This window comes from Methylomonas sp. Uni0009, assembly GCF_054188105.3.
In genome coordinates this window covers 512,424-527,363 of record NZ_JBTAFN010000001.1, presented here as the reverse complement: position 1 = coordinate 527,363, position 14,940 = coordinate 512,424, and the positions used below count along the sequence as shown (strand labels likewise).

Annotated in this window: 12 protein-coding genes; 3 read left to right on the top strand and 9 right to left on the bottom strand. The window is 51.8% G+C overall.

The annotated features are described in order from the left end of the window. Window positions 1-111: 111 nt before the first annotated feature. The 7 genes from dxs (ACWAU0_RS02470) to ACWAU0_RS02440 form a co-directional block, all read right to left on the bottom strand. Window positions 112-1,974 carry a 1-deoxy-D-xylulose-5-phosphate synthase gene (gene dxs / locus ACWAU0_RS02470; RefSeq protein ID WP_458138205.1) on the bottom strand — a complete coding sequence of 621 codons (1,863 nt, stop codon included), beginning with the start codon at window positions 1,972-1,974 and terminating at the stop codon, window positions 112-114. 2 nt (window positions 1,975-1,976) lie between these two features. After that, entirely contained in the window at window positions 1,977-3,608 is a 1,632-nt protein-coding gene (locus tag ACWAU0_RS02465) for a CopD family protein (protein ID WP_458138204.1), read from the bottom strand. Between the two features lie 5 nt (window positions 3,609-3,613). Further along, window positions 3,614-3,973: a copper resistance CopC family protein gene (locus ACWAU0_RS02460; protein ID WP_033159609.1), complete on the bottom strand. Its 360-nt coding sequence runs from the start codon at window positions 3,971-3,973 to the stop codon at window positions 3,614-3,616. A gap of 10 nt (window positions 3,974-3,983) precedes the next feature. Next, the gene (locus tag ACWAU0_RS02455; RefSeq protein ID WP_064036956.1) at window positions 3,984-5,369 is read right to left on the bottom strand and encodes an aspartate aminotransferase family protein; all 1,386 of its coding nucleotides are present in this window, start codon (window positions 5,367-5,369) and stop codon (window positions 3,984-3,986) included. 83 nt (window positions 5,370-5,452) lie between these two features. Beyond that, a complete protein-coding gene (locus ACWAU0_RS02450) occupies window positions 5,453-6,157 on the bottom strand; it encodes a phosphorylase family protein (protein ID WP_033159607.1) in 705 nt (234 codons plus the stop codon). Beyond that, entirely contained in the window at window positions 6,154-8,112 is a 1,959-nt protein-coding gene (gene shc / locus ACWAU0_RS02445) for a squalene--hopene cyclase (protein ID WP_458138203.1), read from the bottom strand. Before shc ends, ACWAU0_RS02450 begins: the two co-directional genes overlap by 4 nt. Before the next feature lie 9 nt (window positions 8,113-8,121). Further along, window positions 8,122-9,213, bottom strand: a complete 1,092-nt coding sequence (locus ACWAU0_RS02440) for a phytoene/squalene synthase family protein (protein WP_458138202.1) — start codon at window positions 9,211-9,213, stop codon at window positions 8,122-8,124. A gap of 439 nt (window positions 9,214-9,652) precedes the next feature. Between ACWAU0_RS02440 and hpnH the strand changes: the two genes are divergently transcribed. The 3 genes from hpnH to ACWAU0_RS02425 are packed head-to-tail and all read left to right on the top strand — an operon-like array spanning window position 9,653 to window position 12,449. Beyond that, window positions 9,653-10,756, top strand: a complete 1,104-nt coding sequence (gene hpnH, locus ACWAU0_RS02435) for an adenosyl-hopene transferase HpnH (RefSeq protein ID WP_458138201.1) — start codon at window positions 9,653-9,655, stop codon at window positions 10,754-10,756. 46 nt (window positions 10,757-10,802) lie between these two features. Next, window positions 10,803-11,408 (top strand): hopanoid biosynthesis-associated membrane protein HpnM, encoded by a 606-nt coding sequence (gene hpnM, locus ACWAU0_RS02430; protein WP_101053361.1) that lies wholly within the window; start codon window positions 10,803-10,805, stop codon window positions 11,406-11,408. Between the two features lie 21 nt (window positions 11,409-11,429). Beyond that, window positions 11,430-12,449: an MlaA family lipoprotein gene (locus ACWAU0_RS02425; RefSeq protein WP_205453455.1), complete on the top strand. Its 1,020-nt coding sequence runs from the start codon at window positions 11,430-11,432 to the stop codon at window positions 12,447-12,449. Window positions 12,450-12,491: 42 nt separating this feature from the next. Here the strand turns inward: ACWAU0_RS02425 and ACWAU0_RS02420 are convergent, their stop codons facing one another. Beyond that, window positions 12,492-13,007 (bottom strand): adenine phosphoribosyltransferase, encoded by a 516-nt coding sequence (locus tag ACWAU0_RS02420; RefSeq protein ID WP_458138200.1) that lies wholly within the window; start codon window positions 13,005-13,007, stop codon window positions 12,492-12,494. A gap of 15 nt (window positions 13,008-13,022) precedes the next feature. Then, window positions 13,023-14,882 (bottom strand): 1-deoxy-D-xylulose-5-phosphate synthase, encoded by a 1,860-nt coding sequence (gene dxs / locus ACWAU0_RS02415; protein ID WP_205453457.1) that lies wholly within the window; start codon window positions 14,880-14,882, stop codon window positions 13,023-13,025. Window positions 14,883-14,940: the final 58 nt, after the last annotated feature.

The window sequence follows — 14,940 nt, the reverse complement described above, 5'->3', positions numbered from 1 at the left end:
CTCAATAACGAAGTCTAACAACTTATCCGCACCTGTTTTCAATTTGCAGTGTGGGATTCTTAACCGGCAAGACGCATCAGTGCTAGAAGCTGATACGTCCATATCCGATATTTACGCACAAACCGCCTGAATCTTAGCCAAGATACCCTTCGTATCCAGGCCGCATAATGCCAGCAATTCCTCGCGGCTGCCTTGCTCGACGAAGCGATCCGGCAGGCCGATGTTCAACACCGGCATCAGAATGTTCTGTGCCTGCAAGAACTCGTTCACCGCACTGCCGGCACCGCCGGCAATCACGTTCTCTTCGACCGTGACGATCACATCGTGACTTTTCGCCATCTCTAAAATCAAGGCTTCATCCAACGGTTTCACAAAGCGCATATTCACCACCGTCGCGCCCAGCTGCTTGCCGGCTTCCACTGACGGTGTCACCATGCTGCCCCAGGCCAGAATCGCAATGCGGCTGCCTTGATGGCGGATTTCGCCCTTGCCGATGGGGAGTTCGGTCAAGGCCTTATCGACCGTGGCCCCCGGCCCCTTGCCGCGCGGATAGCGCACCGAAGCCGGGCCATGGTGCTTGAAACCGGTGGTCAGCATCTGCCGACACTCGTTCTCATCGGCCGGCGCCATCACCAGCATATTCGGAATACAGCGCATATAACTATAATCAAACGCCCCGGCATGGGTCGGACCGTCCGGTCCCACCAGGCCCGCTCGATCTAGAGCAAACAACACATCCAGATTCTGTAAAGCGACATCGTGGATCAACTGATCGTAAGCCCGTTGCAAGAAGGTCGAATAAATCGCCACCACCGGCTTCGCGCCCTGACAGGCTTGACCGGCCGCCAAGGTCACCGCGTGCTGCTCGGCAATCGCCACATCGAAATAGCGTTTCGGAAACTGCTGGGAAAATGCTACCAGACCTGAGCCTTCGCGCATCGCCGGGGTAATCCCCAGCAGCCGCTCATCCTGTTTGGCCATATCGCACAGCCAAGTCCCGAATACTTCTGTATAGGTCGGATGCGGCGACGGTGCGGCTTTGGGTAAATAATCCTTGCTCGGATCGAAAGCCGGTACCCCATGATAGGCCAAGGGATCTTTCTCCGCCGGTGCATAGCCTTTGCCTTTCTTGGTGACCACATGCAAAAACACCGGCCCGGATAAATCCTTCAACTTCTCTAAAGTCGAAACCAACATCGCCACATCGTGGCCGTCGATCGGCCCGAAATAATTAAAGCCCAACTCCTCGAACAGCGTGCCCGGCACAATCATGCCCTTAACATGCTCTTCCGTCTTCCGGGCTAATTCCCACACTGACGGCATACTGGCCAAAGCCTTCTTACTTTCCTCTCGTACAGAGGAATAAAACTTGCTCGACAACACCTTGGTCAGATAATTATTCATCGCGCCTACTGGGGGCGAAATCGACATATCGTTATCGTTCAGAATCACCAACAGATTGGCATTCACATCGCCGGCATGATTCATCGCCTCATAAGCCATCCCGCCGGTGATCGAACCGTCACCGATGATCGCCACCATCTTCTTATCTTCCCCGCGCAACTGCGAGGCAATCGCCATGCCCAGCGCCGCGCTGATCGACGTTGACGAATGACCGACCCCAAACGCATCGTACTCGCTCTCCGTCCGACACGGAAACGCCGACACTCCACCCAAGGTGCGAATCGTCGGCATCCGTTCTTTCCGCCCCGTCAAAATCTTATGCGGATAAGCCTGATGTCCCACATCCCAGACCAACTGATCCGAAGGCGTATCGAACACATAATGCAGCGCCACCGTCAGTTCCACCGTGCCCAGGCCTGCCGAGAAATGGCCGCCGGAGATACTGACGGTATGGGTCAGATAGCGACGCAACTCATCGGCCAGCGGCTCCAGTTGTTCAGGCTTCAGGGCCCGAACGTCGGCGGGGGTCTGGATGGTGTCTAGTAACGGAAATTCGTTAGTCTGTTTCATGATCAGTACAGGGGTTCACGATAGAACATCAGGATGACGCCTATCTGGAATAAAGCGAACACTGAAATAAATCCGGCTACGTTTTTACCGGGCGAATCTAATTTGAGTTCCAGCCAGCGGCCGCAAGCCAGGATCAGCGAGAATACGCCCATCATGGTATGGCCGACCTGAATCAGGAAGGCGGTTTTTGCCTCGAAACCGACATGCGAATGCGCCAACAGCATCATGCCGCCAAATGCCGCCAGCAACGGAAACATGTAAGGCATGAAGCCGCTGTTATTGTTGAGGCGGGCGCGCACTTCGATCAAGCCCAATACGAATACCAGTAAAGTGGCGATACGATGTTGCAGAATCTCGCCGTTGTTAAAGGTACTTTCCCAGAAACCGATAGGACCGAGCGGCCAGCTTTCGGCGTCGCTGCGGAAAAACAGGAACACGCCCAATGCCATGAAACCCACCGGCCAGAAACGGGCCCAACGGTGGAAGCGATCAGAAAACGACAGCATCGCGAAGAAGCTCATGGTCGCCAGGAAGATGCCGGAAATGTTGTGGTTGTAATCGGACCAGGCGGTAGCGGCTTCCGACGGGATTTGGCCGACGATGGCCACCCGTCCGGCTTCGCCGGCAATCAAGGCTTCGTGAGTCGGTGATTCCCAACGCGGTACGCGCGGATGGAACATGTTCAAGACTTCTTCGAAACTTGCCGTTAAATGCGGAATGTCGACTGCGGGCGGTTGCGAGGCCAAACTGGCGGCAGTGAACAGGATAGTCAGCAGTATCAGGGTTTCCGCTTCGATATAATAGGGTACGCGCGCGGTAAGAGAATACAGGCTGCGGCTGGTGAAATAGGCATTTACGGCTTGCCGGTTCAACCAGGCAAAGCCCAATGCCAGGCCCAGCATGATGATTTTTACCAATAACAGATTGCCGTAGCCTGCGCCGATGAAGCCTTGGAAAGTGCGGATGTAATACCAGGCTAGCGGTGTGCCGGTGACCAGCAATATGACGACTGCGCCAATGCCCACTGCCGAGAAGCGTTTCAGCAATAAAGGCCAAACTTCAACGGCTATGGCATTACGTTTTTTCAAGCCCCATAACGTCAGAATTTGAAATATGCCGCCCACCCAAGTGGCCGCAGCGATCTGATGCGTGACAGTTAACGTCATTAACAGGCCGCGATCCTCCAAACGACTCGCGCCGTGTACCAGCCAAGCTGCGGAAATGACCAGCGGCACAATAATCGCCGTGGACAGCACCCAGAATTGTTTGGAGCGTGGATTGCTTTTTAACGCTTGCCGGATGAACACCGCCAAAATAAAAGCGCAGGTAGCGCGCGCTAAACCGGCCTGGAATTGCACGGTTTGGAAAAACGCCGGGAACGGCGATTTGCCCAAGGTCACGGCCATCAGCCATATTTTCAGGCCGATTTTCGACAATTGGGTGATGACCAGGGCTTTACTGCCGAAATGAATCAGGTTGACGGTTTTGCTCAGTAAGGCCGAGTTATACAGCGCTTCTTCATGCCAGGGGCGCAGGACTAACAGTCCCCACAGCAAGCCACCGATGGTGATGGAATAAAACGTGAGATCGACGCCGCCTATCAGTGAGTCTAAATAATTTGCAATGCCTTCCATGCGGATCACTTAGCCTGTTTGACAAAAAAACGCAGCAGGTCTTCGCTGAGATGGCCGTCGGCGGCGAAGATTTTTAATTTGATGGCATATTCGCCGGGTTCCAAGGCTGGCAGATGCAGCAAGACTTGGCCGGGTTTTTCGCCCGGCGTGGCCGTAATGGTTTGCATTTTATCCCCGGCACTGACCAGGAATACTTCCGATAAATCCAATTCCACTTTGGAATTGAACGATAATTCCACGTCACTGGCCAGATTGACCGGCACGGGTTTGAGTTTTAAAGAATTGTGCGTGACAACGGCGTGGCCGAAAGCGCTGTTACTGGCGACCAGTGCCAAGGCGAACAAAGCGGGTTTGAAAAAATTCATGTAGGGCACCTTATTTTTTGTTTTTCAGGGCATGGCCGGCCAGGTTTTTACCCAGCGTCCAGATCGAACCGGTGACGTTATGCGTATCGGCGATGGTTTTTTCCACGGAATTGACGATCCAATCGCGGTCTTTTTGAGTCAGCGTCAGCGGCGGTAAAAATTTGACCACGTTCATGCCGTGGCCGGCCACTTGTGCCAGTACTCGGTGTTCCTTGAACAGCGGGATCAGGATCATCTGGCAGAATAGGCCTTTGTTGGCTGCTTCCAGCATGGCCCAAGCGGCTTTCAATCCCAAGCTTTTCGGGGCATGGAATTCGATGGCAATCATTGAACCTTTGCCGCGCGCTTCTTTCAGAAATTCGTATTTCGGCGCCATCGCGTTGATGGTGGCTATGATGTCTTCACCGACTTTAGCGCTGTTTTCCACCAGTTTTTCTTCGTGAACCACATGCAAGGCAGACAAGCCGGCCGCCATTGCCATATTGTTTTTCGAGAAGGTTGAACCATGCACGACGGCTCGGTCCATGCGGTTGAACACGGTGTCCATGATATGGGTGGTCATGGCGACGCCGCCGACAGGGATGAAGCCGCCGGACAAGGCTTTTGCCATCAAAATCATGTCCGGTTTAACGCCCCAGTGCTCGATGGCCCAGAACTTGCCGGTGCGGCCTATGCCGGTCTGGATTTCGTCGGCCACGAACAAGGTGCCGTATTTTTTGCACAAGCGCTCGACTTCCGGCAGGTAGTTATCGTCCGGAATGTTGACGCCTTTACCTTGTATCGGTTCGACAATGAAGGCCGCCACATCTTTGCTGCTCAAGGCTTGTTCCAATGCGGCCAAGTCATTGAACGGCACCGAAGTGCATTCCGGTAACAGTGGGCCGAAACCTTCGCGGAAGATGTGTTCGCCGGTCAGTGACAATGAGCCCATCGTCAGGCCGTGGTAGCCGTGGTCGCAATGGACGATGCGCGAGCGTTTGGTGGTGTAGCGGGCGAATTTGATCGCCGCTTCGACGGCTTCGGTACCGGAATTGCAGAAAAACATTTTTTCCAGATTGTCCGGGCAGGTCGCCAGAATTTCTTTGGCCAGCAGACCGCTGAGCAAGGATACATCCATCTGTACCAGGCTGGGTAATTCCAGCGTCAGGGTTTCTTGCAGAGCTTTGATGATGGTCGGATGGTTGCGTCCCATCGCAAACACGCCGAAACCGCTCAGCAAGTCCAGGTATTCGTTACCGTCTTCGTCGTAAAGATATTGGCCGATCGCTTTTTTATAGTTTCTGTCGTAACCAATGGTACGTAAGACGCGCACCATCTGGTTGTTAAGATAATGCTCATGCAGGTCGAATTTCTCGTCGAAATGCTGAGTAAAAAGATCGGCAATGCTAAAAGACATGTAATACCTCGTAAGTGCTTGGTCTATTTCCGGATTACGCTATGTTCCCGCTGCTTAACCCTTCAATAATTCACGGTTTTCTGCTAAAAAACGATGATTTCGTTTAGTTGTTTGGCAATGATTTTCAAGGTTTTTTGCGCGGCATGAAAATGTAAGCCCAACTTGATGAGGCTGGGCGCTTCCCATGGGTGGGTTGCCAAAAAACGCAAGAGTTTGCTGGTTTCTACCTGCCCCTGGCCATTTAAGGCTTGAGTAACCGCTTGGGGTAGGCTCATGCTTACCGGATCGGCAATCGTACGAATTGCTAAGCAAGGTAAGTTTGATTGCTCGGCAATTTTGGCCATGGCGCAGCTTTCCATGTCCAAGGCAATCGCACCGGTTTGTCGGTATAGTTTGTGCTTATCGCTACTGTTGCTGACGATATGGCTGCTTTCAGCCAACTTACCATTGGAAATCGGAAACTGCTTATCCAGCAACTCATGCAGACGCTTACGCCAGCGGGGATCAGTATCGAACACCTGTTGTTGCTCCGATAACAACTGCTCGGCCAGCATCAGATCGCCCGGTTTCAATTGCGGCGACAATGCGGCTGCGCAGCCCCAACTGATCAGTTTTTTAGCGCCTTTGGCGATTAACAGGCGCGTGGCCCGCTCCGCATTGACCGGTCCGGCACCGGCAAATGCCAGGAGAATGTTGTCGGCGATTCTGACGCAATCACCCTGGACCAATTTTAGGCGGGTCAGGGTGGAGAGCTCTTCCGGTAAGGCAACAAGAATTCCTATGGTCACTGTTTGGCTAATTCGTTACGGTATCTAGCCAATGCCCATAATGGGAAGAACTTGTCATAGCCGTGATACTTCAAATAAAACACCTTTGGAAAGCCTGGTGCGGTAAAGCAGGGGTCATTCCAAACCCCGTCCGCCTGCTGGCTGCGCAGCAAGAAGTCGATGCCGGCTTTGACTTCCTGGCTGTGGACTTCGCCGGCGGCGATCAAGCCCAACACGGCCCAAGCGGTTTGGAAGGCGGTGCTGAAATGGTAGCGGCCGCGAAATTTCTTATCGTCGTGATAACTCAGGTTGTCTTCGCCCCAGCCGCCGTCTTTGCGTTGGACGCTTTTTAGCCAGGCCGCAGCTTTAGTGTACATCGGGTCGGTTTTCGGAACATCGGTTTGCTCCAGGCCCAGCAAGGCAGACCAGGTGCCGTAAATATAATTGGTACCCCAGCGGCCGAACCACGAACCGTCGGCTTCCTGATCGCCGCGGATGTATTCGATAGTGCGTTTCAGGGCTGGTAAATATTCGTCGTGATCCTTCGCCACTCGGGCCATCAACATCGCGCAGCGGGCGCTGACGTCTACAGTCGGTGGGTCGAGCAGGGCGCCGTGGTCGGCGAATGGAATTTCGTTCAGATAGTAATAGGTGTTGTCGACATCGAAAGCGCCGTAGCCGCCGTTTTGCGATTGCATACCGACAATCCAGCGTGTCGCTCTGTGAATGGACTCGTCCAATTCAGGCAGATTGGAGTCTGCCATCGCAAAGCCAACAACCGCTGTATCGTCGACATCGGGGTAATGCGGATTGGCGAATTGAAACGCCCAGCCGCCACCGGCCAGATTAGGGCGGCGAACGCGCCAATCACCCGGTTCGTCAGACAGTTGTACGCTCTTGAGCCATTCGTAAGCTTTGCTTAGTTGCGGAGCGTTAGCGGTTTTGTCGGATTCCTGCAGAGCCAATGCCGCCAGTGCCGTATCCCAAACTGGCGATAAGCAGGGTTGGCAATAGGCGTAGTCATCTTTGATAACCAGCAGTTTATCGATTGATTGGCGAGCGATCACCACGTTAGGGTGATCGGCTGGAAAGCCCAGTAACAACATGGCTTGGTAGGCGTTAACCATGGCGGGGAATATGCCGCCCAAACCATCCTCGCCATTCAGGCGTTCGGTAAACCAATCAACGGCTTTTTGAATGGCGTGTTCGCGCATGCGTTGTGGAATCAACGGCTCGGTGACGCGGCCCAGTTTATCCAGGCCCAGGAAGAATTTATTCAGCAGAGTCCGTTCCGGAAAGTAATGTTTTTCCTCGTCCGGATGAACGACAAACAATTCCAAGACGTTGACCTTGTGCGGATTTTTGGCTTTAGCCTTTAGGGTGCACATGATGAACAGCGGTACCATCACGGTGCGCGACCAATAGGATACTTTGTCCAGATGAAACGGAAACCAGCTGGGCAGCAGCATAATTTCCACAGGAATATACGGCACCCCGCGCCAAGGTAATTGTTCGAATATCGCCAGTGCGATTCGGGTGAAGACGTTGGCGCGCGCTGCACCGCCTTGGCTGAGTATCCAGTCGCGTAATTTGACCATATGCGGCGCATCGATGGCGTCGCCGGCCATTTTTAAGGCGTAATAAGCTTTGACGCTACCGCTGATGTCGCCAGGGCCGCCGGTAAATAGCGGATAGCTGCCGTCTTCGGCCTGGCGGCTGCGCAGGTAAACGGCCATTTTGCGCTGCAATTCTTCGTCGATGTCGTCCAGATAGTGCATCATCATGATGTATTCGGACGGGATAGTGCAGTCGGCTTCCAGCTCAAATACCCAATAACCTTCCGGGCTTTGCAAGCTGAGTAGTTTGGCTTGGGCGCGTTCGATGGCGGCATGCAGTAAGCCAAGGCCGGCCGTTTTGCCGGTATTGGCATTGCTGATGTCTTGGCTGCTGGTATCTATATGGGCTTCAGTAAACATAGTGATTCCTTATTGTCCAGTGTGCGATATAGGTGAATAGTGCCAATCCGGCGATTTCAAATTACGGCTGGTCAGGTTAAACAGTAGGGATAGCAGCAAATTGCTGCGCACGGTCAATTTGGTCGCGACAATAGTGGCTTTCACACTATTGCGGCTGATTTTGACCTGATTCGATTCGTTGAAATTAAGGTTTGCCTTGATTTTCTTCAAGGTCAGTACGGCCATGCCCAGCGCCCAAAGGCAAAAGTTGCGGATGCCGGTTTCGTGGCTGGGCAGGAGCTGGGTGTAAGTTAATGCATTTTGCAAGTGCCCGTGAGCGATAGCCACCAGATGGCTCAGGCCGAGGCGGAAACGCTCGTCGTCGGTTTCCGGCGTCAGTTCGGTCAGATTGAAGCCGGTTTCGGTGAAAATGTCTTGCGGTAACCAGCACACGCCGCGTTTAGCGTCATCCCAAATGTCTTTCAGGATATTGGTCATTTGCAGGCCTTGACCAAAGGAGACTGAGAGTCTTAATAGTTCTTCGCGATGTGCGGCGATTTCCGGGGAATAATGGCAGAACAACTTTGCCAGCATCTCACCGACGCAGCCGGCTACGTAGTAGCAGTAGTCGTCCATGTCTTTCAGGGTTTTCAAGCCGGCATGTAAATCCAACGCCTGATAGACCGGCATGCCGTTCGCCATCGTTTCCACGCAACACGCCAGGGCTTCTATTTGCGGAGCGTCCAGTGAGCGGGTTATGGCAATCACGCGAGGCACCAGCTGGATCAGGCTATGTTCGGCCGGAATGGTTTGCTCCGAGAGCAGTGGAGCCAGCTCGGCGCTGAATACATCTGCGTTATTGCCGGTCTTGACTATGTCTATAAAAGCGCTGCAAAAGTATTTCTTTTGTTCGGCGCTAAGGGATATTTCGTCTTCTATGGTGTCGACAATCCGGCATAGCAAATAAGCATTCGCCACAGCCGGATACAGTTCATCCGGGAGTTGCGGGATAGTTAGCGCAAACGTGCGCGACACGCCTTCAAGCAAGGTGGCTTGCAGTTCGGCGTCGGCTAGTTGTCTGAGCAACTCCGGATTATTGATTAGTGTTTGAGATCCGTTCATCTGTATCAAGGCTAACTATTAGTTGCCCAAATGATAGACTGTTTGTTGGTGTTTTGCAAAGTGATGTTGCTTTATGGCAAATTTGTCGAAATGGTGCTGGCAAAAGCAATATATGAGTTGGTGTTTCTGATCTTTGTTGTTGTTTTAGAAAAATAATTATGGTTTTTTAGGGGTTAGGCTTTTTTGTGGTTGCTAAGCGGCTTTGTGTGGCTTTCAGGAAATGTGCGCATGTTCTTGTTGTTTTTTGCGTATTTTATCTGGAGTATGTTGTTGGAAAGTGGTATTCTGACCACATCTAATTGTGCGCCTCGAGCCTAATTGATGGTCTAAATTGGCCGCAGCAGGTGTCACTTCTAGGATGGTTATCGGTTTGCGGCTGTTGTTTTTTTGTAACAGCCGTGGTCGCTGGATGTCGTGATAGATTTTGGAGAATAATGCTGTGAGTGTTCCTTTACGTCAGCAATTGGCTGTAGGTAGTTATCTGATCAAGCAAAAGATCAAAGGTGTAAAAAAATATCCTTTGGTTTTGATGCTGGAGCCCCTGTTCAGATGCAATTTAGCATGCGCGGGCTGCGGTAAAATCGATTATCCCGATGAAATTCTCGACAAGCGGCTTTCTGTTGAGGAATGTTTGGCTGCGGTTGATGAATGTGGTGCGCCGATGGTGTCCATTCCAGGCGGCGAACCCTTGATTCATAAAGAAATGCCGCAGATTGTGGCCGGTATCGTTGCTAGAAAGAAGTTTGTTTATCTGTGCACCAACGCCTTGCTGTTAAGAAAACGAATTAACGATTATACGCCCTCGCCTTATCTAACCTTTTCCGTGCATCTGGACGGTTTAAAAGAGCGGCATGATACTTCTGTTTGCCAGGAAGGGGTTTTCGATATTGCTGTCGAAGCGATCAAATTGGCCTTGGGTAAAGGCTTTAGGGTCACCGTTAATTGCACCCTGTTCCAAGGCGAAACCCCGCAAGAAGTGGCGGAGTTTTTGGATTACGCGATGGAGTTGGGTGTAGAAGGCGTCACTATTGCGCCTGGATTCAGCTATGAGCGCGCGCCTAAGCAGGACGTGTTTATTAAAGGCCTTGACGTTAAAAACCTGTTTCGCGGTATTTTCAAAATCGGCAAGAACCGTAAGTGGAAATTGAACCATTCGTCGCTGTATTTGGATTATCTGGCCGGCAATCAGAATTACGACTGTACGCCATGGGGTAATCCAACGCGCAACGTATTCGGCTGGCAAAAACCTTGCTATTTGTTGGCTGACGAAGGTAATGCTAATTCCTTTCAAGAGTTGCTGGATGACACGCCTTGGGACAAATATGGTACGGTGAAAAATCCTAAATGCGCTAATTGCATGGCGCATTGCGGCTACGAAGCAACAGCGGTTGAGGATACCTTGGCGCATCCATTGAAAGCTTTGTGGGCAGCGGTGCGTGGTCCCAAAACCTCCGGCGAAATGGTTGCTGAAAAGCAGCCTGAGTTTGTTGCTTCTTTCAAAAAGTCGGCAATTTCCGAGATTCCGGTAAAAGTAGAGTCTTAAGACTAACCCTGGAAGTCATCCTCATTAACAGGTTTTTATAACGATTATGTTTAAAAAATTGTATTTCAGTCTTAGTTTGCTAATGCTTGTCTGCCTGTCGTCCTTGGCTAATGCTGAAGAGATTTCTGCTCGTCAGGTTGTCGAAGAGTTTCAAAATCAGCTGCTGAGCGTAATGAAAGCCGGCAAAGAGCTTGGCTTTCAAGGGCGCTACGACAAACTGGATGTGGCGGTAAAAAAGAGCCATGATTTGCCTAAAATCGCCAGAATCGTGGTGGGCAAGCAATGGGAAGAGTTGACAACGGAGCAGCAGAATAAACTGGAAAGCGTATTCAGCAAGCTTAGTGTGTCGGCATATGCTCATAACTTTAAAGACTATTCGGGCGAATCGTTTACCTTTGCTTCTGAAGAGGAAACCGGTAGGGGAGGTGTGGTGATTCATACCAACTTGCATATTCCCGGCGAAAAGGATGTCAAGTTCGATTATATGATGAAGAAAAAAGACGATGGCTGGCAAATTATCAATATAATAGCCGATGGCGTCAGTGATTTGGCATTGAAAAGATCGGATTACACTAGTGTATTAAGCCGTGATGGCTTTGATGCCTTGATCGTTAAAATCACTGAGAAAATTGAAAGTTACGCAAAGCAATAAGTTTGTTAGGAATCGTCAGTAATGTATAGCCCTCGTTATCAAGGCAGCAGCCAGGCATCCCTGTTTTGGGTGGTGTTATTTTCAAGCGCATTATCGGTAACCGGGTGTGCTACCACGGATAAGCATCCGGTCGATGCTAACAGAGCGTCTAAAGCTAAGTCAGACGCAGCGGATCCTTACGAGGGTTTCAATCGCTCCATGTACGGTTTTAACATGGGCTTGGATAAGCATTTGCTGAAGCCCATCGCTAATGGGTATAAGACTGTAACGCCCAATTTCATGCAAACTGGAGTTAGCAATTTTTTTACCAATCTTAAAGGTATCAATGTTGTTTTGAACGATGTTCTGCAAGGTAAGTTTGAACAAGGGGCTTCCGATACTGGGCGGTTCCTGACCAATTCCACGGTGGGTCTGCTCGGCTTGTTTGATGTGGCCAGCGATCTAGGCTTGCAAAATAATGTTGAGGATTTTGGGCAAACGCTCGCGGTCTGGGGAGTCGATCAGGGCCCTTATTTGGTGCTGCCAGTTTTGGGGCCGACTACTGTGCGTGATGGCGCGGCAATTGTGGTGGATAAAGCCGCCAATCCAGGAACTTACGTGCCGGGTACCGGCATTGTAGAAGGGATTAACGATAGGGCGAATGCCGAAGGCGCGTTGAATTTTATCGACGAAGCAGCGTTGGATCCTTATGTGTTTACCCGTGAGTCATTTTTGCAATATCGCAAGAACCTGATTAATGACGGCAAGAGTAATTCGACTGACTACGATCTCGATATAGATGCGGATGTCGATGTTGGTGAAATTTCTTCAGCAAAGCCTAAAGAAACTAGTGCGACGCAAAAACCAAAAGCCGATACGGCCAAAAAACTACCTGGTCACGTGCAAAATGGCATTGAGGTAGTTCCTGGCAATGTAAAGCCCAGTGGTGCGGCGTTTGATAGCATGTCCAAATCGTTCGATAATGCTGCTTTAGAATTTGAAAAAGCCTCCGACAAAATGGACCAAATGAGTAAAAAAAAAAGACCGCTTAATCGCCGTTAAATTTGTTTGAAGAGACGCAGGGAGGCGTCTCTGTAGTATTTCTCAGTAATGTAGCAAGGTATGCACTTCGTAGTTACCCAGTTTTTCCCGCCCTTGTAAGAAGTCCAGTTCCACCACAAAAGCACAGGCTACCACGGTAGCGCCCAGCTTTTCGATCAGTTCGCAACTAGCCTTGGCGGTGCCGCCAGTGGCCAATAGATCGTCGATCAACAACACCTTGTCGTTACTGTCCACTGCATCGATATGCACTTCCAGTTCAGCCGAGCCGTATTCCAGGTCGTAAGAAACGCTTTGTACATCATAAGGTAGTTTGCCGGGTTTGCGGAGTGGGATAAACGGAATACCCAGTTCCCAGGCCACCAGCGAACCGAAAATAAAGCCACGTGCTTCCATGCCGGCCACTGCGGTGATGTCGCGGCCTAAGAAAGGATGTAGCAGTTGATGGACCGCTAGACGTAATGTGGCTGGGTCTTTGACCAGTGGTGTTATATCTTTGAAGATAATGCCGGGTTTTGGAAAATCCGGAATATCCCGAATCTTGTTTCTCAATCTCTCCATTTCTAACCTCCAGATTTACGCACAAACCGCCTGAATCTTAGCCAAGATACCCTTAGTATCCAGGCCGCATAATGCCAGCAACTCCTCGCGGCTGCCTTGCTCGACGAAGCGATCCGGCAGGCCGATGTTCAACACCGGCATCAGAATGTTTTGGGCGTGCAAGAACTCGTTCACCGCACTGCCGGCACCGCCGGCAATCACGTTCTCTTCGACCGTGACGATCACATCATGACTTTTCGCCAGCTCTAGAATCAAGGCTTCATCCAACGGTTTCACAAAGCGCATATTCACCACCGTCGCGCTCAGTTGTTTGCCGGCTTCCACTGACGGTGTCACCATGCTGCCCCAGGCCAGAATTGCAATGCGGCTGCCTTGATGGCGGATTTCGCCCTTGCCGATAGCCAGTTCGGTCAAGGCCTTGTCAACCGTGGCCCCCGGACCCTTGCCGCGCGGATAGCGCACTGAGGCCGGACCATGGTGTTTGAAACCGGTGGTCAGCATCTGCCGGCACTCGTTCTCATCGGCCGGCGCCATCACCAGCATATTCGGAATACAGCGCATATAACTATAATCAAACGCACCCGCGTGGGTTGGACCGTCCGGCCCCACCAAACCCGCTCTATCTAGGGCAAACAACACATCCAGATTCTGCAAGGCCACATCGTGGATTAACTGATCGTAAGCCCGTTGCAAAAAGGTCGAATAAATCGCCACCACCGGCTTTGCCCCCTGACAGGCTTGTCCGGCCGCCAACGTGACGGCATGCTGTTCGGCAATCGCCACATCGAAATAACGCTTGGGAAACTGCTGGGAAAACGCCACCAAGCCCGAGCCTTCGCGCATCGCCGGGGTAATCCCCAGCAGCCGCTCATCCTGTTTGGCCATATCGCACAGCCAAGTCCCGAATACTTCTGTATAGGTCGGATGCGGCGACGGTGCGGCTTTGGGTAAATAATCCTTGCTCGGATCGAAAGCCGGTACCCCGTGATAGGCCAAGGGATCCTTCTCGGCCGGGGCATAGCCTTTGCCTTTTTTCGTGACCACATGCAAAAACACCGGCCCGGACAAATCCTTCAACTTCTCTAAAGTCGAAACCAGCATCTCCACATCGTGGCCGTCGATCGGCCCGAAATAATTAAAGCCCAACTCCTCGAACAAAGTACCCGGCACAATCATGCCCTTCACATGCTCTTCCGTCTTACGGGCCAACTCCCAGACCGACGGCATACTGGCTAAAGCCTTCTTGCTTTCTTCCCGTACCGACGAATAAAACTTGCTCGACAACACCTTGGTCAGATAATTATTCATCGCGCCTACCGGCGGCGAAATCGACATATCGTTATCGTTCAAAATCACCAACAGATTGGCATTGACATCGCCGGCATGATTCATCGCCTCATAGGCCATGCCGCCGGTGATCGAACCGTCGCCGATAATGGCGACCATCTTCTTGTCCTCGCCGCGCAACTGCGAGGCAATCGCCATGCCCAGCGCCGCGCTGATCGACGTTGACGAATGACCGACCCCAAACGCATCGTACTCGCTCTCCGTCCGGCACGGAAACGCCGACACCCCGCCCAAGGTGCGAATCGTCGGCATCCGCTCTTTCCGCCCCGTCAAAATCTTATGCGGATAAGCCTGATGGCCCACATCCCACACCAACTGATCAGACGGCGTATCGAACACATAATGCAAGGCCACCGTCAGTTCCACCGTGCCCAGGCCAGCCGAGAAATGGCCGCCGGAGATACTGACGGTATGGGTCAGATAGCGACGCAACTCATCGGCCAGGGGTTCGAGTTGTTCAGGCTTCAGGGCCCGAACGTCGGCGGGGGTCTGGATGGTATTGAGGAGCGGGAAATCAGAGGCTGTCATGGGTTAAAAAATTCCTTTATATGTTTGCGCCACAATATTCCGCGCCAGCCCAGTAGAC

What these genes read in the sequence shown, in the direction of transcription:
- dxs (WP_458138205.1), bottom strand. Translation starts at nt 1,974, where the DNA reads ATGAAACAGACTAACGAATTTCCGTTACTAGACACCATCCAGACCCCC.
- ACWAU0_RS02465 (WP_458138204.1), bottom strand. Translation starts at nt 3,608, where the DNA reads ATGGAAGGCATTGCAAATTATTTAGACTCACTGATAGGCGGCGTCGAT.
- ACWAU0_RS02460 (WP_033159609.1), bottom strand. Translation starts at nt 3,973, where the DNA reads ATGAATTTTTTCAAACCCGCTTTGTTCGCCTTGGCACTGGTCGCCAGT.
- ACWAU0_RS02455 (WP_064036956.1), bottom strand. Translation starts at nt 5,369, where the DNA reads ATGTCTTTTAGCATTGCCGATCTTTTTACTCAGCATTTCGACGAGAAA.
- shc (WP_458138203.1), bottom strand. Translation starts at nt 8,112, where the DNA reads ATGTTTACTGAAGCCCATATAGATACCAGCAGCCAAGACATCAGCAAT.
- ACWAU0_RS02440 (WP_458138202.1), bottom strand. Translation starts at nt 9,213, where the DNA reads ATGAACGGATCTCAAACACTAATCAATAATCCGGAGTTGCTCAGACAA.
- hpnM (WP_101053361.1), top strand. Translation starts at nt 10,803, where the DNA reads ATGTTTAAAAAATTGTATTTCAGTCTTAGTTTGCTAATGCTTGTCTGC.
- ACWAU0_RS02425 (WP_205453455.1), top strand. Translation starts at nt 11,430, where the DNA reads ATGTATAGCCCTCGTTATCAAGGCAGCAGCCAGGCATCCCTGTTTTGG.
- ACWAU0_RS02420 (WP_458138200.1), bottom strand. Translation starts at nt 13,007, where the DNA reads ATGGAGAGATTGAGAAACAAGATTCGGGATATTCCGGATTTTCCAAAA.
- dxs (WP_205453457.1), bottom strand. Translation starts at nt 14,882, where the DNA reads ATGACAGCCTCTGATTTCCCGCTCCTCAATACCATCCAGACCCCCGCC.